Below are 21,943 nucleotides of genomic sequence, written 5' to 3'. Positions count from 1 at the left end.
ATCGGGAGCTGCGCAGGCCCACGACAATCCTGATAGGTTGGGGTCACCTGCATTTGGCACCGCACATGTTCGAGCGGTTTACCGAGAAGGCCATCAAGGTGATCATGCTGGCCCAAGAGGAGGCCCGCCGCCTGGGTCACAACTTCGTGGGCACCGAGCAAATCCTGCTGGGCCTGATCGGCGAAGGCACCGGTGTGGCCGCCAAGGTGCTCAAGTCGATGGGGGTCAACCTCAAGGATGCCCGCGTCGAAGTGGAGAAGATTATCGGCCGCGGCTCCGGCTTCGTGGCCGTGGAGATCCCCTTCACGCCCCGGGCCAAGCGTGTGCTGGAGCTCTCCCTCGAGGAGGCCCGCCAGCTGGGCCATAACTACATCGGCACCGAGCACCTGCTGCTGGGGCTGATCCGTGAGGGTGAGGGCGTCGCCGCCCGGGTGCTGGAAAACCTCGGCGTTGACCTGGCCAAGGTGCGCACCCAGGTGATCCGCATGCTCGGCGAGACCGCTGAGGTCACCTCCGGTGGCGGTGGCGGCAAGGGCTCCACCAAGACCCCCACCCTTGATGAATTCGGCAGCAACCTCACCCAGCTGGCGGCTGACGCCAAGCTCGATCCCGTGGTGGGCCGCCACAACGAGATCGACCGGGTGATCCAGATCCTGGGCCGCCGCACCAAGAACAATCCCGTGCTGATCGGCGAACCCGGCGTCGGCAAAACCGCCATTGCTGAGGGGCTGGCCCAGCGCATCCACCTGGGCGAGGTGCCCGACATCCTCGAAGACAAGCGCGTCCTGACCCTTGATATCGGCCTGCTCGTGGCCGGCACCAAATACCGGGGCGAGTTCGAGGAGCGCCTCAAGAAGATCATGGAGGAGATCCGCAGCGCCGGAAATGTGATCCTCGTGATTGACGAGGTGCACACTCTGATCGGTGCCGGCGCCGCCGAGGGGGCGATCGACGCCGCCAACATCCTCAAGCCCGCCCTGGCCCGGGGTGAGCTGCAGTGCATCGGCGCCACCACGCTGGATGAATACCGCAAGCACATCGAGCGGGATGCGGCCCTGGAGCGTCGCTTCCAACCGGTGATGGTGGGCGAACCCACGGTGGCGGACACGATCGAGATTCTGCGCGGTCTGCGTGAGCGCTATGAGCAGCACCACCGGCTCAAGATCAGCGACGAGGCCGTTGTCGCCGCCGCCACCCTGGGCGATCGTTACATCTCCGACCGCTTCCTGCCGGACAAGGCGATCGATCTGATCGATGAGGCCGGCAGCCGTGTGCGCCTGCTCAACTCCAAGCTGCCCCCGGCCGCCAAGGAGCTCGACAAGCAGCTGAGGGCGGTGCAGAAGCAGAAGGAAACCTCCGTCCGCGAGCAGGACTACATCAAGGCCGGCGAGCTGCGTGACAAAGAGGTGGAGCTGCGTGAGCAGATCCGCTCGATCCTTCAGGCCCGCCGTGATGAGGAGCCCAGCGGCTCCGCCGCTCCCGTGCTCGAAGGGGAAGCCACCACTTCCATTTCCGCCGACGTCGCTCCTGCGGGTGATGCGGGCAGCGCCTTCGGCGGAGCGAGCATCGATTCCGACGGCGACCGTATTCCTGTGGTCACTGAGGAAGACATCGCCCATATCGTCGCCTCCTGGACCGGTGTGCCCGTCCAGAAGCTCACCGAGAGCGAATCGGTGAAGCTGCTGAACATGGAGGAGACCCTCCACCAGCGGTTGATCGGTCAGGACGAGGCGGTCAAGGCGGTGTCGAAGGCGATCCGGCGGGCACGGGTGGGGCTCAAGAACCCCAACCGGCCGATCGCCAGTTTCATCTTCTCCGGCCCCACCGGCGTGGGCAAAACCGAGCTCACCAAGGCTCTGGCCGCCTACTTCTTCGGCAGCGAAGAGTCGATGATCCGGCTCGACATGTCGGAGTTCATGGAGCGCCACACGGTCAGCAAGCTGATCGGCTCGCCTCCGGGCTACGTGGGCTTCAACGAAGGCGGCCAGCTCACCGAGGCAGTCCGGCGCCGGCCCTACACCGTGGTGCTGTTCGATGAAATCGAGAAGGCCCACCCGGATGTGTTCAACCTGCTGCTGCAGCTCCTGGAAGATGGTCGCCTGACCGACTCCAAGGGCCGCACGGTGGACTTCAAGAACACCTTGATCATCATGACTTCCAACATCGGCTCGAAGGTGATCGAGAAGGGTGGTGGCGGCCTGGGTTTCGAATTCTCCGGCGCTGGCGTCGAAGACACGAACTACAACCGCATCCGCTCGCTGGTGAACGAGGAGCTCAAGCAGTACTTCCGCCCAGAGTTCCTCAACCGGCTCGATGAGATCATCGTCTTCCGCCAGCTCAGCCGCGACGAAGTGAAGCTGATCGCCGAGATCATGCTGCGGGAGGTGTTCGCGCGCATGCAGGAGAAGGGCATCACCCTTTCCGTCACCGAGGCGTTCAAGGAGCGCCTGGTGGAGGAGGGCTACAACCCCAGCTATGGGGCCCGCCCCCTGCGCCGCGCCGTGATGCGCCTGCTGGAAGACAGCCTGGCCGAGGAGTTCCTCACCGGGCGCCTCAAGGATGGCGACTCCGCCCTGGTGGATGTCAATGAGGAGAAGCAGGTGGTGATCCGCCACCAGACCATCACCGCGCCGCTGCCGGAGCTGGCAGGGGCGAGTGCCTGAGGGGCCGGGCGCTTAGCGCCTCTGATTCAGAAGATTTGGGGGGCCGATGGGCCCCCTTTTTCATGGAATGGTGTTGTCAATCGTGCGCAAATTACGACCATCCTTCCGAGCGGCCGAATGCAATTGAGCCCAGCCAACAAGCCGCGATGGGCACTTTCTCCTACGGCGATCGATCACTCAACCCACGAGGGCTCTACTCCTTTACGCAGGCATAAAAAACTCCCCGTAGCAACGTGATCAGCCACCCACTTTTCCATTGCTGGCAACGAGGTCAAATCCTGAAGGATTGCACATACCATGGCGGCTCATCTCGGAGGCTGGCCATGCTCCACCGGATCCTTGCGGCACCAGGCAGGGCGTCGGGACTGCGGCTTGGCCTGATCGCGGCGACAGGGATCGCTTCCCTCAGTGCTTGCTTCCAAGCCCAGGCCATGCCGCTTCTGGGGCCAACCGTGTTGGCCCAGGCGGCGCCGGCGATGGCGGAGAACCTGCCGCCCCAAGTACGCGAGTGGATTGACCAAGCGAAGGCATTGGAAGACAAGGGTTCCTACCAGGAGGCCTTGCTGCTACAGGAGAAGGTGCTGCAGTGGGCCAGGGCCAACCTGGGGGGCGTCACCCTCTCGTCGCGACCAGCCTCCATCGCCTGGGGTTTTTGAACAGCGCACTGGGTCGCCTCGTCGAAGCCTTGCCACCCGCGGAAGAAGCTGTGAGGATTCGCCGCGAGCTGGCGGTCGGCAACCCCGCATTCCGCGGCGATTTAGCCAACAGCCTCAACAACCTAGTCATTTTTTACATGGATTTGGGCAGCTACGCCGAAGCCTTGCGGCCCGCGGAAGAAGCGGTGAAGAACTACCGCGAGCTTGCGACCAGCAACCCTTCCTTTCGTCGCGGTCTTGCTGACAACCTCTCCAACCTGGGCACGGGTTACAAAGAGCTTGGCCGTAGCGCCGAAGCCCTGCCGCCCAGCGAAGAAGCGGTGAAGATCTACCGCGAGCTTGCGGCCAGCAACCCTACCTTACGCGGTGATCTGGCCAGCGGCCTCAACAACCTTGGCGTTAGTTACCAGGACCTGGGCCGCTCCGCCGAAGCCCTGCCTCCCACGGAAGAGGCGGTAAAGATCCGCCGTGAGCGGGCGGCCAGCAACCCGGCTTTCCGTGGCGATCTAGCCACCACCATCAACAACCTGGGCAACATCTACAGCGCGCTGGGCCGCCGCGCCGAAGCCCTGCCGCTCACCGAAGAAGCGGTGAAGATTCGCCGCGAGCTGGCAGACAGCAAACCGGCCTCCCGCGGTGATCTGGCGGCCAGCCTCAACAGTCTGGGCAACCGTTACAGCGAACTGGGCCGCCGCGCCGAAGCCCTGCCGCCCACGGAAGAAGCGGTGAAGATTCGCCGCGAATTGGCGGCCAGCAATCCAGCCTTCCGCGATGATCTGGCCGGCAGCCTTGACAACCTGGCCTTGCGTTATGGAGAGCTCGGCCGCCGCGCCGAAGCCCTGCCGCCCAATCAAGAAGCGGTGAGGATCTTCAGCGAGCTGGCGGCCAACAACTCTTCTTTTCGCGTCAATCTGGCGAATAGCCTCAGCAACCAGGGCACCTTTCTTGCCGACCTAGGCCGCTTCGCCGAAGCTGTGCCGCCCAATGAAGCCGCAGTGAAGATTCGCCGCGAGCTGGCGCTCAGTAATCCTGCTTTCCGCGGTGATCTGGCCATGAGCCTGAATAACCTTGGAAATATTTACAGCGTGCTGGGTCGACGGGCCGAAGCCATGCCACTCACGGAAGAATCGTTGCCAATCCTCCGCGAGTTGGCGACCACCAACCCGGCCTTCCGTGGTGATCTGGCCAGCAGCCTCAGCAACATCGGCATGCGTTACAGAGAGCTGGGTCGCCCTTCCGACGCCCAGCCGCCCATGGAAGAAGCATTGAAGATCCGTCGCTTGCTGGCGGCCAGCAACCCGGCCTTCCTACCGGATGTTGTGAAGTCATCATTCATCCTGGCTCTTTACTTCCTCGATCAGCAACAGGCCATCAAGGCTGAACCCCTGCTGCGCGAAGCGTTGGGCAGCCAGGTGCTGTTTCTGCAAGGCCAATTGCCCTTGCTGGCGGAGGTGCAACGCCAGCCCCTGTTGCAGACCTTCGGAGAGGGTTGGTTGGTGAATTACTCGGTGGCCGGCAGCGGCGGTGGCGGTGCTGAGGTGGCCCTGTTTACCCGGCTGAACCGCCACGGTCTGTTGCAGGACATCGAACGGCGCCAGGCGCTGCTGGCCCGCGCGCCCGGGCCCCAGCGCGCGCTCAGTGAACAGCTCAAGGCGCTGACGGCGCGGCTGAGCGATGCCTCCTTGGGTCAGCCTGAGCGGTTGGCGCTGCAGAAGGAGCGCGATCAACTGGAACAACAGCTCTACCGCCAGCTGCCCGCCCTAAAGCCGAGGCTGGTGGAGCCCCAGGATGTGGCCCGCGCACTTCCAGCAGATGGTGTGCTGGTGGAGTTTCAGCGTTATCGCCCCTCTTTCGCCAGCGAGTATCGCCTCTCTCCTGCCAACCAATCAAGCGACAAGCGCTCAGGAGACCCCCGCTACTTAGCGCTGGTGCTCGTCCCCGATGGCGGGATCAGCTCGGTGGATCTGGGACCTGCCAGTGCCATTGATCCGCTGATCCAGCAAGCCCTGAAGGAATCGGAGCGCGGTGAACTTTCCGTCAGTCCGTTGTGGGAGCAGGTGAGCGCGAAGGTCTTTGGGCCCCTGCTCAAGCCACTCAGCGGCCGCAGAACGTGGTTCGTTTCACCCGATGGTGAACTCAACCGCCTTCCCTTTGCGGCGCTGCCGGCCCCGGCGGCTTCTGGGCCGGCCAAGCCAGGCGCCAGTGGCGCTTCCAATCTCCGGCTGGTGCAGACCATCCAGCTGCACGTGATCACGAGCGGCCGTGAGCTGCTGCCGTCACCGGCTGCCGCCGCCGGTGGCACCCCCTGGTGTTGGCCGCACCGGCGTTTGGTGCCGGCTGGAGCCCGCTGCCGGCGAGCGCCGAGGAGGGGGAGGTGATTGCCCAGGGGTTGAAGGGTTTGGGTGTGAAACCGCTCATGGGGGCGGCGGCCACCACAGGCGCCTTGCTGCAGGCGCGGGGGCCCAAGGTGCTGCACCTGGCCAGCCATGGCTATTTCTCAGAAGGTGCCAGTGGTTGCGACCCACTGCTCAACAGCGGCATCGTGCTTGCCGGCGCCGATGCCAGCCGCCTGCCGAACAAGGCCTGCGGCGGCGTCCCGTCCGCCCCTGGGGACCAGGCCGCCCAGGCCGGCCGCTCGGCCAACGCGGCCGCTGCTGCCGACGACGGCTATCTGACGGCCAAGGAAGCCTCCGGGTTGCAACTCGATGGCACCGAGCTTGTGGTGCTCTCGGCCTGCAACACGGCCTCGGGCACCCTGCAGAGCGGCGAGGGCGTGTATGGGCTGCAGCGTGCGCTGACGGTGGCGGGTGCCCGCTCCACCTTGCTGTCGCTGTGGAAGGTGGATGATGCGGCCACTCGGGAGTTCATGAAGCGCTACTACGAACTGCTGCATAAGGGAGTGGGTCGTATGGAGGCGCTGGTGCAGGTGCAGGAGGAGTTCCGGAGTCATCCCAAGCAGAAAGATTGGGGCGACCATAAATACTGGGCGGCCTGGCAACTCACGGGCGATGGGGGGCCGGTGCCTGGGTTGTAGTGAGCGGACACTTGAGCAGCACGGATCGGTGTCCTGGCGAATGACGGCAAATCGTGAACTGCTGCCTATCCTGTCCCGTAGGGCAGATTGTCAGGTAAGGCAGATCCATGCAGATTTCCTTCCCATGAGGTTCCGCACCGCTGCCTGTTTAGTCCTGGCGGGCCTTCTGGGAGCGACACCCTGGCCCAGCCACGCCGCAGTTGGCGGTGATCTGGAGGCCGCCGTGCAGACCATCACCCGGAAACTGCAGCAAGCTTGGGCCTCGGACCCCGGCACGGCCAGCCTCCCCTTCCCCAGCATCGAGGTACTACCGGCCGGAAAGCGGGCGCTGGCGGCATGCCCAGCTGGTGCTCCCGTTGCCAGTGCCAACAGCAGTGGGATCTACTGCCCAGGCAGTCAAAAGGTGCTGCTCGATCGCAGCTGGCTGGAGACGGATTTCAAGAATTACGGCCAATGGGGGATCGCTTATTGGATTGCAACCGCCCTCGGCCAGATGATCGGCAGCCAGCAGAATGGCACCACCACGCTGCCCATGCCGGCCGCCAACCTGGAGGCCAATTGCTTCGGCGGGGTGCTGATCGGGGCGGCCGAAGGCCTCCAACCCGGTAGGGAGGAGAAGCTCCTCAGCCCAGCACTGAAGGCCTATGGCGCCACGGAAGCCGGCAGTATGGGGTCAAGGAGTCAGCGGGCCTATGCCCTGCTTACGGGCTTAGGTGCCACGGACGCCACCTGCTCCACTAACGCCATGGCCGCCCTGGCCCTCAACCAGGTGCCCGATCCCCCAAGGCTCGAACAGATCCGTCAACTGGGGGAGGATCGTGGAAGTAACAGCTTGTTGGCTGTTCTCAGCAGTCAGTGCCGCCGCTTGGCCAATGCCTCCTGTCCTAGGCGGATCGGTAGGATGAAGCCATAGCTTTCAGGCCAGCCGCTATCTGGAACGAAGGCTTCATGGGCCTGACCTGATGACAGACGAACTTCCGCAGGCCGATGGACCCAATCACGATGGCGAACCAGTCAAGGCGGCCCACGAGGTAGAACGAAAGGGGATGCCTGGTACCAGGGCCGATGCAGGATTCATCCGCATCCCCCTGTGGATGAGGTCGACGGCGCCCCACCAGTGGATCCAGTCCGGAGGTCTCTTGATTGCCGCTGCCTGGGGGGTCTACACCTTCATCTACAAAGACATTTGGCTGCCCTCCCAAGCGCCAGCGCACATCAACTTGGAGATCACGCTTACCCCAGTTGAAACCGGCAATTCAGTATCAGTTCAGCAGACAAGGCCTTTCGAGCCGAATGAAAGGCTGGCGAGCAACCTTGGCCAAGACAGCAAGGCACTGATTCCCACCAACGCTCCTCAAGCAGAGGGAGGCGATGAGGTAATGACCGTTCAGGTGAGCGCCACCAACCCGAGCAGTCGCAAGCTTTATCTGCTCAGTAATTATTGGCAGCTCTTCGGAATCCACCGCAGGCCAGTTCAAGGTAAGGACAGCTTCATTACCAGGGGCGATTTGGCTTTGCGGGCGATTGAATTGGAGCATGCCGAACGTGGAGTCAGCAAAGAGCTTGGGCCAACTCTCGCCGTGGGACGACTCTTCGATGATGACACGATTAACCCTGGGGAGACGATCAAGCGTTCGATGTTGGTGAGGATTCCTCCAGGCTATGAAGCAGTCCAGATGAACGTGGCAGTGCCGGTGCTGACCCAGGCCCCAGATCGCCAACTCCTAAGCGGCAAGCGGTTGGAATGGAGCTTGAATTCAAACGAAGGCATTGATCCAATGCTCTGCCGTCCGTCTTATTCGGATGATCCAGTCAACTTAGATAGTAGGGGTGAGAACTGCAAAATTGCCGACCCCCTGGAAGTCGATCGTGGCTTGAAAAGCTTTGATCAGTTCATGCGAGTTTTCTCGGCCAGCGAGCAGGTAGCTCGGTAGTTCATGCTTGAGTACGCCAAATAGAATGGACATGTTTGACCTTGGATTCTGGGACTAAGGGGAATCGGGGAAGTGATGTTGGATCAGCATCGTGGGCGCTCCACTACCCACGATCTTGATGGAGAAGATGGAGCGCGTCTTGGTTGTGTTCCAAACAGCACCTCACCTGCTTGTAAGCTTAGGAGCTAGCCGGACCCAGTAATCGAATGGATCGTTCAGGCGAAGGTATTGGAAGAAAAGGCCTTAGGTCAGGATGTCTGCTGCTGCAGGTCAAGGTGCTGGAGTGGGCCAAGGCTAACTTGGTGGGATTGACCCACTGTTTGATTGCTTGCCTCGATCGCTTCGGAGTCGAACAGCCAACTGGGTCGCCGCACCGATTCACCATCTATGCCTTGCAGGGAGCCCTTTGGTGTTGGCTCTAGTGATGGTAAGCGTCGTTCGCCTTGTTTCGAACGATTGATTTAGGGATTGACCAACTACAGGGCGTGCTGAAGCAAGAGCTTCAACGTTGACTGCATGAAGGCGAAGAACTGGCCATCGTCAAGTCTTAATTGGATGGTTGATTGCATCTTTGCTCTTTGCTCTTGCCGCTGATCTCAGGCTTCTGTGGCTGGATGCAGAATAAGTCAGCGATCCCGTGCTCAATTTTCCTTTGAACGCCATCCACTCGTACCCTTTGCCTCTGATATGACAGCATCACCAATAAAACACCGATGGCTCAATTCAGAAGTGCTCTTATAGGGTCTTGTAATAGTGATTTGATCAGCGACAAGCCTTCAGTTGCTGTCATTGATGCAGAAATCCCGAAAGTATGCACATACCATGGTTTTCGTCACCTCAGGCTGGTCATGGTCCACTCGATCTCCTCGGCGCTCGGCAAGCTTTCGTGCATGCTGCTGGGCCTGTTGGCGGCTGCAGGTGCCTCTCCCCCCAGTGATGGCGCCCTTGCTGCTCCGCTCCCACGCCAAACCTTGTTGGCCCAGGCGGCGCCGGCAATGGCGGAGAACCTGCCGCCCCAAGTGCGCGAGTGGATCGACCAAGCGAAGGCATTGGAAGTAAAGGGCCGGTTCCAGGAGTCCTTGCTGCTTTACTTCAAGGTACTGCAGTGGGAGAGGGCTAACCTGGGGGATAGAAACCCCGCTGTGGCCTGGAGGTTAGTACGAATAGGGGTGTTGAATATAGAGGTGGGTCGCCCCAAGGTAGCCCTGGCTCAATTTGATGAAGCGGTGAGAATCTTCCGCTATCTGGCTGCAAGTGAACCGGCTTTCCGTCCCAACCTCGCCTTCAGCCTCGAGCAATTGGGCCTCAGTAGCTTCGAGTTGGGCGCCTTCGCGGAGGCCCTGTCGCCCATCGAGGAAGCGGTGAAGATCAACCGCGAGCTGCCTGCCAGCAACCCAAATGACCGCGGCAGACTTGCGTCTAGCCTGAGCAGCCTTGGCAGAAGTTTTGCACGGCTGGGCCGCCTTGCTCAGGCCCTACCGCCTAGGGAAGAAGCGATGAAGATCTACCGCGAGCTTGCGGCAATTGACCCGTTCTTCCGCTCAGAACTGGCTATGAGCCTTACCAACCTGGGAAGCAATTACAGTATGTTGGGCCGATTCTCCGAGGCACTCCCTCCCTCGGAAGAGGCTGTTAAATTGTATCGTGAGTATGTGGCGAGCAATTCGGTCTACCGCGGAACCTTGGCAGGCAGCATCACCCACCTAATCATTGTTTACAACTCCCTGGGGCGTCACTCCGAAGTCCTGCCGCTCATGGAGGAAGTTTTGAAGATTAGCCGTGAGTTGGTTCTTGCTGACAGCAGCCCGGCCTACCGCCGCGACCTGTCCGTCAGCCTCAACAACCTGAGTCAGGGTTACAGCGATCGGGGCCGTCGCGCCGAGAGCTTGTCGCTCACCGAAGAAGCGGTGAAGATTGACCGCGAGCTGGTTCTTGATGGCAGTAACCCAACCTCACGTGGCAATCTGGCCGGCAGCCTCAAAAGACTTGGCTTCCAATTGGCCATGCTGAACCGCGCTGCCGAAGCCCAGCCGCCCATGGAAGAAGCGGTAAAGATTTACCGCGAGTTGACTTTCAGCAATTCTGCCTTGCTCGTTTCTTTGGCTGATTCCTCATTACAGCTGGCTGGTTTTTACCTCGATCAGCAACAGGCCATCAAGGCTGAACCCCTGCTGCGCGAAGCGTTGGGCAGCCAGGTGCTGTTTCTGCAAGGCCAATTGCCCTTGCTGGCGGAGGCGCAACGCCAGCCCCTGTTGCAGACCTTCGGAGAGGGTTGGTTGGTGAATTACTCGGTGGCCGGCAGCGGCGGTGGCGGTGCTGAGGTGGCCCTGTTTACCCGGCTGAACCGCCACGGTCTGTTGCAGGACATCGAACGGCGCCAGGCGCTGCTGGCCCGCGCGCCCGGGCCCCAGCGCGCGCTCAGTGAACAGCTCAAGGGGCTGACGGCGCGGCTGAGCGATGCCTCCTTGGGTCAGCCTGAGCGGTTGGCGCTGCAGAAGGAGCGCGATCAACTGGAACAACAGCTCTACCGCCAGCTGCCCGCCCTAAAGCCGAGGCTGGTGGAGCCCCAGGATGTGGCCCGCGCACTTCCAGCAGATGGTGTGCTGGTGGAGTTTCAGCGTTATCGCCCCTCTTTCGCCAGCGAGTATCGCCTCTCTCCTGCCAACCAATCAAGCGACAAGCGCTCAGGAGACCCCCGCTACTTAGCGCTGGTGCTCGTCCCCGATGGCGGGATCAGCTCGGTGGATCTGGGACCTGCCAGTGCCATTGATCCGCTGATCCAGCAAGCCCTGAAGGAATCGGAGCGCGGTGAACTTTCCGTCAGTCCGTTGTGGGAGCAGGTGAGCGCGAAGGTCTTTGGGCCCCTGCTCAAGCCACTCAGCGGCCGCAGAACGTGGTTCGTTTCACCCGATGGTGAACTCAACCGCCTTCCCTTTGCGGCGCTGCCGGCCCCGGCGGCTTCTGGGCCGGCCAAGCCAGGCGCCAGTGGCGCTTCCAATCTCCGGCTGGTGCAGACCATCCAGCTGCACGTGATCACGAGCGGCCGTGAGCTGCTGCCGTCACCGGCTGCCGCCGCCGGTGGCACCCCCTGGTGTTGGCCGCACCGGCGTTTGGTGCCGGCTGGAGCCCGCTGCCGGCGAGCGCCGAGGAGGGGGAGGTGATTGCCCAGGGGTTGAAGGGTTTGGGTGTGAAACCGCTCATGGGGGCGGCGGCCACCACAGGCGCCTTGCTGCAGGCGCGGGGGCCCAAGGTGCTGCACCTGGCCAGCCATGGCTATTTCTCAGAAGGTGCCAGTGGTTGCGACCCACTGCTCAACAGCGGCATCGTGCTTGCCGGCGCCGATGCCAGCCGCCTGCCGAACAAGGCCTGCGGCGGCGTCCCGTCCGCCCCTGGGGACCAGGCCGCCCAGGCCGGCCGCTCGGCCAACGCGGCCGCTGCTGCCGACGACGGCTATCTGACGGCCAAGGAAGCCTCCGGGTTGCAACTCGATGGCACCGAGCTTGTGGTGCTCTCGGCCTGCAACACGGCCTCGGGCACCCTGCAGAGCGGCGAGGGCGTGTATGGGCTGCAGCGTGCGCTGACGGTGGCGGGTGCCCGCTCCACCTTGCTGTCGCTGTGGAAGGTGGATGATGCGGCCACTCGGGAGTTCATGAAGCGCTACTACGAACTGCTGCATAAGGGAGTGGGTCGTATGGAGGCGCTGGTGCAGGTGCAGGAGGAGTTCCGGAGTCATCCCAAGCAGAAAGATTGGGGCGACCATAAATACTGGGCGGCCTGGCAACTCACGGGTGATGGGGGGCCGGTGCCTGGGTTGTAGGACCCAGGCACCGGCAAGTGCACTGGAACTGGTCTCGGCGTCATCGGGCGCTATGTGCCTCAACAGCCCGCGCCGTGATGCGCCTGCTGGAAGACAGCCTGGCCGAGGAGTTCCTCACCGGGCGCCTCAAGGATGGCGATTCCGCCCTGGTGGATGTCAACGAGGAGAAGCAGGTGGTGATCCGCCACCAGACCATCACCGCGCCGCTGCCGGAGTTGGCAGGGGCGAGTGCCTGAGGGGCGGGCGCTTAGCGCCTCTGATTCAGAAGATTTGGGGGGCCGATGGGCCCCCTTTTTTGTGAATGATGACGGGCTGGGGTTTGAGACACCCCGCATCAGGTGTTGGTGTTGCTCCTGCAGCCGGAGCTGGGTGTATGGGGATTGGCGGCTGAGATCTCCCATGCCTTCGGGTGGAAGTGCTCAAAGCCCCCACGGCGGAGTTGCTCACAGTTGGCCTTCCCCAATAGTTGCGGTGCAAGGAACCTCAGGGCGGCTGAAAGGACTCAGCAAACCAGGCAGCAGGTACACAACTTCCGGCATTGGTTTGATACCCAACTGTTGAAAGGGGTCAGGTCTTTTTCACTATCCAGGAGGTACCAATGCAGGCCATGGAATGACGAAGCAACTTTCAAGCACCTTATCGATCATGGGGAAGCAAGGTGTAGAGCCCAGCGGATCAGCCCTTAGCGGGGCTTGATAGGGTGAGTGTGTTATGCAGGTTTCCGCGGCCAGGAATGGGACGAAAGGGGGTTGCAGTAGAACGCGCACCTGAGAAAATCGTCTGATGTGCTGAGCGGAGAAGGGCTGAAAAGGGGTGGCAAGACGTGGCTGGATGGGCGAACTGTCGAGAATAGAGTTAGATTGTGGTGAATTTTTAAGATCACCGGTTCATAGAAAGCTTGGAGGAAACCCATGAAAGCGATTGTGTACACAGAATACGGGGCACCGGATGTTCTTCAGCTCAAAGAGGTGGAAAAACCTACGCCAAAGGATAATGAAGTTCTGATAAAAGTCTATGCGGCAACCGTAACCACAGGGGACGTGAACGTTCGGGGGTTTACCTTTGTCCCTCCCGGATTCGGGCCCCTACCACGATTAATGTTTGGTCTTAGAAGGCCAAAAAGAACAATCCTGGGGACTGAGCTGGCTGGAGAAATTGAAGCCGTAGGCAAAGGCGTGAAATCATTTAAGAAGGGTGACCACGTTTTTGGCATCGGCTCAGATAGCTTCGGCGCTTATGCCGAGTATGTGTGTCGGCCTGAAGCAGGGGCATTAGCAATGAAGCCGGCCTTTGTAACACACGAGGAAGCTGCCGCTCTTCCTTTTGGAGCGGGAACTGCCTTGTTCTTTCTGAGAGATATGGCGAAGATTCAGCGCGGACAAAAAGTCCTGATCAATGGCGCTTCTGGAGGGGTCGGTACTTATGCGGTTCAACTTGCCAGGTACTATGAGGCAGAAGTCACCGGGGTATGCAGTGCCACGAATTTAGAATTGGTGAAATCCCTGGGGGCCGATAAGGTCATTGATTACACCCAAGAGAATTTTATCCAAAATGGTGAGTTGTACGACATCATCTTGGACACAGTCGTAGGCAAGACTTCGTTTTCACGTTGTAAGAACTCCCTGAAGCAAAAGGGACTTTATCTCGCAGTGGCCGGCGGGCCACAGGAGTTGATTCAAATGCTATGGACTTCCATAATCGGCGGGAAGAAAGTGTTGTTTGGGTCGCCAACCGAGTGCAAAGAAGATCTAATGTTCATCAAAGAACTGATTGAGGCGGGGAAGATAAGAGCAGTCATCGATAGACGTTATCCCTTGGAGCAGATTGCCGAGGCGCACCGTTACGTGGACAAAGGACACAAAAGAGGAAACGTAGTGATAACTCTGGAACAGAGTGGCACAATCTAACAACGGAAAGCAGCCGACATGGCTCCGCTCTGCTCCGCAAGGCAACTGAATCCGACCGTTAGCCCGTCTCGATTCACACAGCATCTATTGGAGGTCAACCATGACCAAGCCAGTCCTTGCTCCAGTCTTCTGCCAAGTTGCCTGGATTGTCCGAGATCGTTCAGCCGCCGAGAAGTTCTTCGTTGAAACGAAGGGAATCAGGCGCTTCATGCACATGGAGGATCTTGCTGCAAAGGATACCGAAGGCACGTATCTCGGCAAGCCCGGAGATTGGCTCTGCAACCTTCATCTCGCCTGTGCTGGGACACCCAGATTGAACTGATCCAGCCTGTCTCGGGGACCACCTCGGTGGCACTCATGGCATGAGTCAAGAGTCTTCAACCAAGGCCAGGAAAGTACGGGCGGACTTGCCCTCAATCGGCTGGCGAGTGCAGAGTCAATCCTGTGCTGCAAGTCGTTGGAGCTCAATGCATTCCCTACCGACGTCCTGGCCTTTGATGATCAAGACGAGGTTGACCCGAAGATGTCATGACTGATTGCTAAGTGTGCGGAGCTCAAGCCGTGCGACGTTTAATGCCGGCATAGAATTAGCCACCATCGCCACAGACTAGAGCCGCCACCGAATCGTTCTCCTCTGCGGTCACTACAGCTTTTGGCCTCGCGATGGCGAACGTCAGCCAGCCTTCACCCATTACCCAAGGAGCCCAGGATGAGTCAATCGAGCAAGCCCAACATCCTGATCATCTGGGGTGACGACGTTGGCATGTGGAACATCAGCGCCTATCACCGCGGAATGATGGGTGGCAGCACGCCGAACATCGATCGCATCGGTAAGGAGGGGCTGATTTTCATGGATCACTACGGCCAGGCCTCCTGCACCGCGGGACGCGCGGCGTTCATCACGGGGCAGTATCCGATCCGGGTCGGTTTGGCGACCGTCGGCTTGCCGGGTGCGGAACAGGGCCTGAACAAGGCTGACCCAACGCTGGCCAACCTGCTCAAGCCGCTCGGCTACGCCACGGGGCAGTTTGGCAAGAACCACCTCGGCGACCGCGATGAGCACCTGCCCACCGCCCACGGCTTCGATGAGTTCTTCGGGATCCTGTATCACCTCAATGCCGGGGAATACACAGAGCAGTACGACTTTCCGAAGGACCCCGAAGTCGCCAAACAATTCGCCCAGCGCGGCGTCGTTCACTCCTGGGCGAATCCGGATGGCACGCAGAAGATTGAAGACAAAGGCCCGTTCGGGCAGCAGCGCCAGCGGACGCTGGATTCTGAAATCCTCGTCGAATCCAAGCGCTTCATCAACGACGCGGTCCAGGCCGACACACCGTTCTTTGTCTGGCACAACACCACGAGGATGCACTACCGCACCAACCTGTCGCCCGAGTACGAGGGCAAGAGTGGCTATGGCCTCTATGCCGACGGCATGATGGAACTCGACGACACGGTCGGCGAACTCCTCAAGCAGCTCGACGACTTGGGCGTCGCGGACAACACGATCGTCATGTTCTCCACCGACAACGGTCCGGCCATGAACAGTTGGCCCGATGGCGGCAACACCCCGTTCGGCGGTGAGAAAGGCGTCGGCGGCAAGGAAGGCGGCTTCCGGGTGCCGATGCTCGTGAAGTGGCCCGGCAGGATCCCCGCGGGCGAGACGACCGGTGAGTTCATGACCATGGAAGACTGGATTCCCACCCTGATGGCCGCTGTCGGTGAGCCGAATGTGAAGGAGAAACTCCTCACCAGTTACCAGGCGGGCGAGCAGACTTACACCCACATCCACCTCGATGGGTACGACCAGACTGAACTGATCACCGGCAAGGGCAAGTCCAAGCGCAAGGAGTTCTACTACTTCACCGAGACCAAGCTCCACGGCATCCGCTACGGCGACTGGAAGTTCCTGTTCGTCAAGCAGGACAAGTGGTTCAATGGCGTCCAGCAGGACATGCTGACGCCGCTCGTCACCAACCTGAAGCTTGATCCATTCGAGCGCATGGAGCATTCGCGCGGTTTCGATGAATGGCAGGAGAACCACGCCTGGACCTATGCGCCCGCCTTCGCTCAGGTCGGCGTGCTGATCAAGTCGCTCAAAGACTATCCGCCGCGCATGGAGAGCCTGGACTTCAATATTGACGAAGCCATGAAGGCGCTCACGCCCAAGGGGGATTGAGACCGGTTCCGGTCGTTGTCGTCTGGCCAGCTGAACCAGTGCCTCAGCTGGCTTAACAACCTAGGCTCAAGTCATCAAATTGATTGTTGCGGATGAAACGAACCACCCGGAAAATTTTCAACTTCGCGGGCGTTGTGATGGCGCTGTGTGCGACGACGATCGTCCAGCCGGTCGCTGCACAAACCCCCGTTGTCAAGCAGAGCATCACGCAACAACGCCTCCCTGAAGCTGGCGTCAAGGTGACGCCGAAGACCTATATCCGGGCCGAAACCGATCGGCAGTTCGCCGAGATCGTGAAAATGGCAGGGGGCGTCAATCGCTTCTATCACTTCCGCACTCCCACGCCGCTCGATAAGCAGAATGTCGTGCGGATGAACCGCGATACGCTTTACTCCATGGGTGTTGTCGACACATCCAAGGGTGCAACAATTACTGTCCCTAAACTGCCAAAAGGTCGCTACGCGTCGGTGTATCTCGTTGACAATGATCACTACGTACCGTTTGTGATCTACACGGAGGGCACCCACCAACTCCCGAAGGACACTAAATACCTGGGCGTCGGAGTGCGCATCCAAGTGGTTAATCCGAAAGATCCAGACGAAATCGCCCTGGTCAACAAGTTGCAGGATCAGTTCGTCATCAAGGCCAACAGCGCCGATCCACTGCCCAAGTTCAAATGGGATCGCCCTCTCTGAAGACCTTGACCGCGCAGTATGAAAAGGATTCAGCGCAGTACAGCAGTTGGAAGGGGATGCAGGGACCGCGCGGTAAGGTTGTTGAAAAGATCCGTCACATTGCGGCTGCGGCGGCCTGGGGGCTCTTCCCCGAATGGGACGCCACCTACCTGAACTACAGCGGCGGCCATAATCCAAAGGTTTGCCACACAGCCACCTACAAGGTGCCGGAGAACAAAGCCTTCTGGTCGATTTTGATTTACGGCAACGATGGGTTCATCAAGAGCGAGAACAGTCTGGTCAATTCCTCGAATGTGAAGCTCAATGCCGACGGCACGTTCACCGTGTCTTTCGGATCAAAGCAACTGTGTGGTGCCGTTCCGAACCGGCTGGATGTGACCGAAGGATGGAACTTCCTGATGCGTGTGTATCGTCCAGGGCCATCCGTCCTGGATGGAAGTTACAAGCTGCCTAAGGCAACGCCAATTCAATGAGCTGAGATGACAAACTCAACATTCGCTTCACCGTCTGATTTTGGAGTGACGGACACCGCTTACAAAGTCTCGGAGACCGATTTCAACATCAAACGAAGCCTTGCCAAGGCGAGTATCAACACCTGGGCGCATCAGCGTGATGTCAGCAACGTCAAGACACAGCAGGTCATCCGGGAAAATCAGGATGTCATCTATTCCAGTGCCGTCGTGGACGTCCGGAGCGGAGCGACACTCTCCGTGCCGGCAAGCAAGACCTATCACATCATCGAGATCATCGACCAGCAGAACTACATCGTTGGTGTGGTGTATCCCGGTAAGACTCTCACCATTACCCTCGATGATCTGACATACGGCAACTACGTCTACCTCAACATGCGAATCCGAAAGCTTCCGGAAGCGCAAGGCGGACTCGCTGCCACCCATACCCTTCAGGGGATGGCAACCATCGAGGCGGCCTCAGCCGTTCCCTATGCAACTCCTGACATTGTGATCGATCAAAAGCAGATGGAGGTGATCCGTACGGCGCTGATCAAGGACGTTCAGGCTGGGAAACTGCCAGACACCAGCAGGGCCCAAGGCGGAGTGTCGGAGACCGAACCGCAGGATCATCTCTACGCCACCGCCTACGGATGGGGTGGTCTCTCGGTCGAACATGCGGCCTACGCTCCGATTGCGAATCGTACAGAGAACAAGGAGGGCAAGGCGTTGCCATCGAGCCTCACCTTTATGCCGCCGGAAGTCGATTCTGACCGAGGCGGTTTCTGGTCGATCACCACCTACAACAGTGAAGGCTGGCTGGCCAGGGACAAGGCCGCCCTTTCGAATTCAGAGGCCATCCCCAACCCCGATGGTTCCTACACAATCCGGTTCAACTCTCCCGGTAGCGCGAACAACGTCGAGACACCTTCACCTTTCGCCGCGCTGCTTCGAATCTATGTCCCCAAATCAAAGGAGAGTGCCATGCAATTTCTAAAAAGTGAGAGCAAGAATTTGGTTATCAAGTAATCTGACTCTCGCGAATGATCATGAGCTTGCTGCACATGTCCCAAGCCGATTCAAGTCATGGAAGTCAATTCATTGCAAGGTCGCGATAGTTGTTGCACCAATGGGGCTCGCTTCCCTCTGCCAGCGGCCTCGATCCCATCAAGTTGGCTCAGGCTACGTGGAGGGTGTGGATCTCAAGCAGCGCTACGTCAATCCAGGCTCAGGTATTCACGGCCTTTTCCCGGTGGGGACTCTGGTTACCAGTTGATGGATGACTTCAGCGATAAGCTCTAGCGTGCGGAGCTGATCATCTATCGGGCGCTCTGATGACTTGCGCTCTTGTTCACCTTCAAACTACAGTACATGGGTCAACGGATCCCTTGTATTCTGCAAGTCATTCTCCTTCAGCTATTTTTCGGGCTGAGGCCATTGAGAGGGTCATGAGATGAGAGCGACGTTTTCTCAAATCGGTGGCGTTAGGGTTGGCGGTGGCACCTTCTTCTCCTTCAACGCATCGTGGCCATTCGCCTCGATTCTGGTGGCTGATTCGGTGTTGACCATCTCCTGCCTGGGCATGAGCTGGGTTTTCCCCAAGGGTTCGATTCGGAGACTCAGCCCATGCAGCGGCCTGTTTTCGGATGGATTGCGCATTGAGCACAACGTGGTAGGCAATGCAGAGTTCATCGTGTTCTGGACTTTTAAGCTGGCCCATTTACAGCGTGAGCTTGAGCAGAGAGGCTATTCAGTCGATGAACCAGAGTTCTGACGATGCGCTCCAGCAATTGGTGGTGCACCTTGGCAAGAACCTTGATCGAAAGCTTTTTCATGTGTGCTGCGCTTTCTAAAAATGTTGACACTTTTGCTAAGTTCCGCATGGGGCCAGTGACCGTCAAGGCTAAGAAATATCAACGGCTTTTATGGCTAGTTATCACAGACTTACCATGATTCTACCTTCGACTGGCGCGAATGCGATTGTTCGTCCACTCAGCCGCTGAGTACGCATCATTGGAAGCTCTGGGCTTGTGATCGGCCGTGAGGGTGCTCCTCTACAACATCTTCAATCAAACCCATTGAACGTCGTTGAATCATGAAAGTTGTTATTCGGAGCTACTCGGGTAAGGGTGCTAAGGAGACATTTGATGCGCTGGAGCAGCAATCGGCCGATGTTGAGCGCCTGCTCCGTTCTGTGAAAGGGTTCGTTTCCTACACACTCGCTCATACCGAGCATGGTGGCCTTTCGGTGACCGTTTGCCAGGACCAGGCTGGAATTGATGAGAGCCTGCTCAAGGCGAAGGACTATATTGCGAGGAACATCCCTGACACGGGCGCATCGGCGCCAGAGGTGACAGTCGGTCATGTAATTTTGCAACTTACTTGAATGCTGATGTGAACTGCATTGCGTCGAACCTAGTGGGGTGTCGTGGTTGTTAATCACACATCCTTATGGCCAGGCCGCTGAGGTGAGTCGTTAGGATTTGGATGTTCGGAGATAGGATCATGACGAGCAACGAACCGGTTGCACCTGAGACGAAGGGTGTTGCGACGATTTTGCTTTCTACGCTTGACCTTGGCCCTGAGATCGTGGGCATGGCTGGCCGCCAACTTCGAATGCGTAGGGTGACCATTGAGCCTGGAGGCGTCTTCGGTCCGATTCACGACCATCAAGACAGACCAGGAATCGTCTACATCCTGCAAGGAACAATCACTGACCATCGAAATGGAGTCGCTACGGACTATGGGCCGGGCGTGGGCTGGCCCGAGGACAGGAACACCACCCATTGGCTTGAGAACAGAGGAATGATTCCGGCGGTTGAGATCTCAGTCGATATTGTCAAGAATGAGTAAGCTCAAGGTCAACAGCTATCACGGCTGGGCCGCGCACGTGGCTTGAGCGGTCGCGATTCAGTCGGCTTCGCCTCCTTTCGTGCGCCGATTTGATCCGACATCAAGGGGTCATTCCATTGAACCCATGGAGGTTGTGCCAATCTCTCCAAATGGCATGAAGACAACATGAAGAAGCATCTGACGGCCATCCTGGTGGTGTTGGCTGCGTTCGTCCTGATCGGAGCTGGGTGTCTCGCGCAGTCGGTGAGGGGCACGCTCACGCGAACGATCAAGGTCGGTGCTCTCAGCCGAACCTATTACCTCCATCGTCCGCCTGGGTTGCCGAAGAACAAGTCAGCGGCCCTTGTCCTGGTGTTCCACGGTGGTGGCGGCACGGCCTTGCAGATTGAGCGCCATAGCGGCTTCAGTGAGCTCGCGGATCGAGAGGGTTTTCTTGTCGCTTACCCCGAGGGCGTGGGCAGGAGCTGGAACGATGGCCGCGATGCTGCGGGGATTGCAGCCCAGCGCGACAGGGTCGATGACCTCGGCTTCATGGCCGCCCTGGTTGACGATGTGGCCAGGGTCCATCCACTCGATCCCAAGCGCGTCTACGCCGCCGGCATCAGCAATGGTGGAATCTTCTCCCATGCCCTGGGCGCTCGCCTGTCAACGCGGATCGCGGCGATCGCTCCGGTGGCCGGCGGTTTGGCCGAGCCCTACAGCTTCTCGTTCCAACCGGAGCAGCCGTGTCGGTGTTGATCCTGCAGGGAACCGATGATCCGCTCGTGCCTTTTGGTGGTGGCAACATCGCAGCCCGTTCCGCGCTCAACCGTGGGCGGATCATCTCCACCGACGCAGTGATCCACCAATGGCTCAAGCGCAACGGCTCCCAGCTACAGCCGGTGATCAAGGATCTCCCTGACACCGACAAACATGACGGCTGCCGTGTCCAGTCGTTCAGCTATGCCGTTGGTAAGGCTGGTACGGAAGTCGTGCTCTACCGCATGAACGGAGGCGGTCACACCTGGCCGGGTGCTCCAGCGATCCTGCCCAGATGGCTCGTTGGCAACACCTGTCACGACATCAGTGGAACGCAGGTGATCTGGGATTTTTTCAAAGCTCATCCAAAGCCGTAGCAACAACCAGGAAGGTTTTGACTCCTTTTGATCCTGGCATTGGTCACCAGACGATGGCTCGAAGCTGGATCTACTCAAATCCTCCACTGAGTTTTTCATTCGAGAGATGGGTGGACCGAGTGTGTTGTCACACGACGTTGTTCAGCTCTCGAAGGGGTTTACGCCCACCCTGCCATCACCTGCCATCTGAGCTGGGTGCCTTGGCTTAAGTGTGTCGCCTCAACAGCCAGCGCCGCGCCGTGGCGAACACCAGCAGCCCCACCCCGGGCTGGATCAACACAGGAGCTTGCGCCGCCAGCGGTAAGTCCGGGCAGGAGAAGCTGGCCGTGAACTGGCTGAGGATCTGCAGCAGTCCGCTGAAGATCGCGCAGAACATCAGCACGATCACCACGGGGAACAGCACCAAGGGCGTGATCACACCGATCAGGGCCATCACCAGCCCCAGGACCTGCAACCCACTCAGCCAGCGCCGGGTCCGCGCCGTGAGCCCAGCGCCTGGCAGAAGGGCGCTCAGCAGCACGGCCACCAGCAGAGGTACCAGCAGGGTCAGGGCCCAGCGGAGCGCTTCGGCGGCGGATTCAGGGATGGCCATGGGCGTTGCTTGGCGACTGGATCATCACCGCCCTGGGCTGTCGTTGTCTCAG

General features: G+C 59.6%; 22 protein-coding genes and 1 pseudogene. 21 read left to right on the top strand and 2 right to left on the bottom strand.

Translation table 11 applies throughout. The annotated features are described in order from the left end of the window. The first annotated feature begins 65 nt into the window (after positions 1-65). The 11 genes and pseudogenes from AAF143_RS10065 to AAF143_RS10015 all read left to right on the top strand — a co-directional run bounded on the left by AAF143_RS10065 (position 66) and on the right by AAF143_RS10015 (position 14,011). Positions 66-2,663, top strand: coding sequence for an ATP-dependent Clp protease ATP-binding subunit (locus AAF143_RS10065; RefSeq protein ID WP_255010452.1), 2,598 nt, complete (start codon positions 66-68; stop codon positions 2,661-2,663). A 431-nt stretch (positions 2,664-3,094) separates the two neighbouring features. Continuing rightward, complete coding sequence (locus AAF143_RS10060) at positions 3,095-3,319, top strand: hypothetical protein (RefSeq protein WP_414026965.1); 225 nt, start codon at positions 3,095-3,097, stop codon at positions 3,317-3,319. Continuing rightward, entirely contained in the window at positions 3,250-5,697 is a 2,448-nt protein-coding gene (locus AAF143_RS10055) for a tetratricopeptide repeat protein (RefSeq protein ID WP_414026964.1), read from the top strand. Before AAF143_RS10060 ends, AAF143_RS10055 begins: the two co-directional genes overlap by 70 nt. Further along, complete coding sequence (locus AAF143_RS10050; RefSeq protein WP_414026961.1) at positions 5,631-6,353, top strand: CHAT domain-containing protein; 723 nt, start codon at positions 5,631-5,633, stop codon at positions 6,351-6,353. Before AAF143_RS10055 ends, AAF143_RS10050 begins: the two co-directional genes overlap by 67 nt. 124 nt (positions 6,354-6,477) lie before the next feature. Next, positions 6,478-7,266 (top strand): hypothetical protein, encoded by a 789-nt coding sequence (locus tag AAF143_RS10045; RefSeq protein WP_414026963.1) that lies wholly within the window; start codon positions 6,478-6,480, stop codon positions 7,264-7,266. 226 nt (positions 7,267-7,492) lie between these two features. Then, positions 7,493-8,287 (top strand): hypothetical protein, encoded by a 795-nt coding sequence (locus AAF143_RS10040; RefSeq protein WP_414026962.1) that lies wholly within the window; start codon positions 7,493-7,495, stop codon positions 8,285-8,287. Positions 8,288-9,000: 713 nt separating this feature from the next. After that, positions 9,001-9,924, top strand: a pseudogene (locus AAF143_RS10035) (tetratricopeptide repeat protein); the annotation flags it as partial. 147 nt (positions 9,925-10,071) lie between these two features. Continuing rightward, on the top strand, positions 10,072-11,448 hold the full coding sequence (locus AAF143_RS10030) for a tetratricopeptide repeat protein (protein ID WP_414027049.1): 1,377 nt from the start codon (positions 10,072-10,074) through the stop codon (positions 11,446-11,448). Further along, positions 11,382-12,104 carry a CHAT domain-containing protein gene (locus AAF143_RS10025; RefSeq protein WP_414026961.1) on the top strand — a complete coding sequence of 241 codons (723 nt, stop codon included), beginning with the start codon at positions 11,382-11,384 and terminating at the stop codon, positions 12,102-12,104. Before AAF143_RS10030 ends, AAF143_RS10025 begins: the two co-directional genes overlap by 67 nt. A gap of 77 nt (positions 12,105-12,181) precedes the next feature. Continuing rightward, positions 12,182-12,340, top strand: coding sequence for a hypothetical protein (locus AAF143_RS10020; RefSeq protein ID WP_255007767.1), 159 nt, complete (start codon positions 12,182-12,184; stop codon positions 12,338-12,340). 675 nt (positions 12,341-13,015) lie between these two features. Further along, on the top strand, positions 13,016-14,011 hold the full coding sequence (locus AAF143_RS10015; RefSeq protein WP_255007148.1) for an NAD(P)-dependent alcohol dehydrogenase: 996 nt from the start codon (positions 13,016-13,018) through the stop codon (positions 14,009-14,011). Positions 14,012-14,171: 160 nt separating this feature from the next. Here the strand turns inward: AAF143_RS10015 and AAF143_RS10010 are convergent, their stop codons facing one another. Then, a complete protein-coding gene (locus AAF143_RS10010; RefSeq protein ID WP_414026960.1) occupies positions 14,172-14,300 on the bottom strand; it encodes a hypothetical protein in 129 nt (42 codons plus the stop codon). Positions 14,301-14,720: 420 nt separating this feature from the next. On the opposite strand from AAF143_RS10010, the gene AAF143_RS10005 reads away from it, so the two are divergent. From AAF143_RS10005 to AAF143_RS09960, 10 genes are all read left to right on the top strand, one after another. Then, positions 14,721-16,187: an arylsulfatase gene (locus tag AAF143_RS10005; protein WP_255007150.1), complete on the top strand. Its 1,467-nt coding sequence runs from the start codon at positions 14,721-14,723 to the stop codon at positions 16,185-16,187. Between the two features lie 92 nt (positions 16,188-16,279). Then, a complete protein-coding gene (locus tag AAF143_RS10000; protein WP_414026959.1) occupies positions 16,280-16,882 on the top strand; it encodes a DUF1254 domain-containing protein in 603 nt (200 codons plus the stop codon). Positions 16,883-16,887: 5 nt separating this feature from the next. Further along, positions 16,888-17,355: a DUF1214 domain-containing protein gene (locus AAF143_RS09995; protein WP_414026958.1), complete on the top strand. Its 468-nt coding sequence runs from the start codon at positions 16,888-16,890 to the stop codon at positions 17,353-17,355. A 45-nt stretch (positions 17,356-17,400) separates the two neighbouring features. Continuing rightward, positions 17,401-18,360: a DUF1254 domain-containing protein gene (locus AAF143_RS09990; RefSeq protein ID WP_255007152.1), complete on the top strand. Its 960-nt coding sequence runs from the start codon at positions 17,401-17,403 to the stop codon at positions 18,358-18,360. Between the two features lie 424 nt (positions 18,361-18,784). Next, complete coding sequence (locus AAF143_RS09985; RefSeq protein WP_255007153.1) at positions 18,785-19,105, top strand: hypothetical protein; 321 nt, start codon at positions 18,785-18,787, stop codon at positions 19,103-19,105. A gap of 2 nt (positions 19,106-19,107) precedes the next feature. Next, positions 19,108-19,284 carry a hypothetical protein gene (locus AAF143_RS09980; protein ID WP_414026957.1) on the top strand — a complete coding sequence of 59 codons (177 nt, stop codon included), beginning with the start codon at positions 19,108-19,110 and terminating at the stop codon, positions 19,282-19,284. A 142-nt stretch (positions 19,285-19,426) separates the two neighbouring features. After that, positions 19,427-19,717, top strand: coding sequence for a hypothetical protein (locus AAF143_RS09975; RefSeq protein WP_255007155.1), 291 nt, complete (start codon positions 19,427-19,429; stop codon positions 19,715-19,717). Between the two features lie 101 nt (positions 19,718-19,818). After that, positions 19,819-20,184 (top strand): cupin domain-containing protein, encoded by a 366-nt coding sequence (locus tag AAF143_RS09970; protein WP_414026956.1) that lies wholly within the window; start codon positions 19,819-19,821, stop codon positions 20,182-20,184. A 165-nt stretch (positions 20,185-20,349) separates the two neighbouring features. Continuing rightward, on the top strand, positions 20,350-20,922 hold the full coding sequence (locus AAF143_RS09965; RefSeq protein WP_255007159.1) for an alpha/beta hydrolase family esterase: 573 nt from the start codon (positions 20,350-20,352) through the stop codon (positions 20,920-20,922). Then, the gene (locus AAF143_RS09960; RefSeq protein WP_255007161.1) at positions 20,910-21,299 is read left to right on the top strand and encodes a hypothetical protein; all 390 of its coding nucleotides are present in this window, start codon (positions 20,910-20,912) and stop codon (positions 21,297-21,299) included. The genes AAF143_RS09965 and AAF143_RS09960 overlap by 13 nt, the downstream gene beginning before the upstream one ends. Positions 21,300-21,504: 205 nt before the next feature. On the opposite strand, the gene AAF143_RS09955 is transcribed toward AAF143_RS09960, so the two are convergent. Further along, the gene (locus AAF143_RS09955) at positions 21,505-21,891 is read right to left on the bottom strand and encodes a hypothetical protein (RefSeq protein WP_255007162.1); all 387 of its coding nucleotides are present in this window, start codon (positions 21,889-21,891) and stop codon (positions 21,505-21,507) included. Between the last annotated feature and the right edge of the window lie 52 nt (positions 21,892-21,943).

It is taken from the genome of Cyanobium sp. ATX-6F1 (genome assembly GCF_047395825.1).
In the GTDB taxonomy this organism is placed as follows: domain Bacteria; phylum Cyanobacteriota; class Cyanobacteriia; order PCC-6307; family Cyanobiaceae; genus ATX-6F1.
The sequence above is the reverse complement of the archived record's forward strand: the minus strand, read 5'-3'. Positions and strand labels throughout refer to the sequence as shown.

What these genes read in the sequence shown, in the direction of transcription:
- AAF143_RS09975 (WP_255007155.1), top strand. Translation starts at nt 19,427, where the DNA reads ATGAAAGTTGTTATTCGGAGCTACTCGGGTAAGGGTGCTAAGGAGACA.
- AAF143_RS10065 (WP_255010452.1), top strand. Translation starts at nt 66, where the DNA reads ATGTTCGAGCGGTTTACCGAGAAGGCCATCAAGGTGATCATGCTGGCC.
- AAF143_RS10005 (WP_255007150.1), top strand. Translation starts at nt 14,721, where the DNA reads ATGAGTCAATCGAGCAAGCCCAACATCCTGATCATCTGGGGTGACGAC.
- AAF143_RS10000 (WP_414026959.1), top strand. Translation starts at nt 16,280, where the DNA reads ATGAAACGAACCACCCGGAAAATTTTCAACTTCGCGGGCGTTGTGATG.
- AAF143_RS10015 (WP_255007148.1), top strand. Translation starts at nt 13,016, where the DNA reads ATGAAAGCGATTGTGTACACAGAATACGGGGCACCGGATGTTCTTCAG.
- AAF143_RS09985 (WP_255007153.1), top strand. Translation starts at nt 18,785, where the DNA reads ATGAGAGCGACGTTTTCTCAAATCGGTGGCGTTAGGGTTGGCGGTGGC.
- AAF143_RS09970 (WP_414026956.1), top strand. Translation starts at nt 19,819, where the DNA reads ATGTTCGGAGATAGGATCATGACGAGCAACGAACCGGTTGCACCTGAG.
- AAF143_RS09980 (WP_414026957.1), top strand. Translation starts at nt 19,108, where the DNA reads ATGCGCTCCAGCAATTGGTGGTGCACCTTGGCAAGAACCTTGATCGAA.
- AAF143_RS09955 (WP_255007162.1), bottom strand. Translation starts at nt 21,891, where the DNA reads ATGGCCATCCCTGAATCCGCCGCCGAAGCGCTCCGCTGGGCCCTGACC.
- AAF143_RS09965 (WP_255007159.1), top strand. Translation starts at nt 20,350, where the DNA reads ATGAAGAAGCATCTGACGGCCATCCTGGTGGTGTTGGCTGCGTTCGTC.
- AAF143_RS10020 (WP_255007767.1), top strand. Translation starts at nt 12,182, where the DNA reads ATGCGCCTGCTGGAAGACAGCCTGGCCGAGGAGTTCCTCACCGGGCGC.
- AAF143_RS10045 (WP_414026963.1), top strand. Translation starts at nt 6,478, where the DNA reads ATGAGGTTCCGCACCGCTGCCTGTTTAGTCCTGGCGGGCCTTCTGGGA.
- AAF143_RS10060 (WP_414026965.1), top strand. Translation starts at nt 3,095, where the DNA reads ATGCCGCTTCTGGGGCCAACCGTGTTGGCCCAGGCGGCGCCGGCGATG.
- AAF143_RS10010 (WP_414026960.1), bottom strand. Translation starts at nt 14,300, where the DNA reads ATGAAGGTTGCAGAGCCAATCTCCGGGCTTGCCGAGATACGTGCCTTC.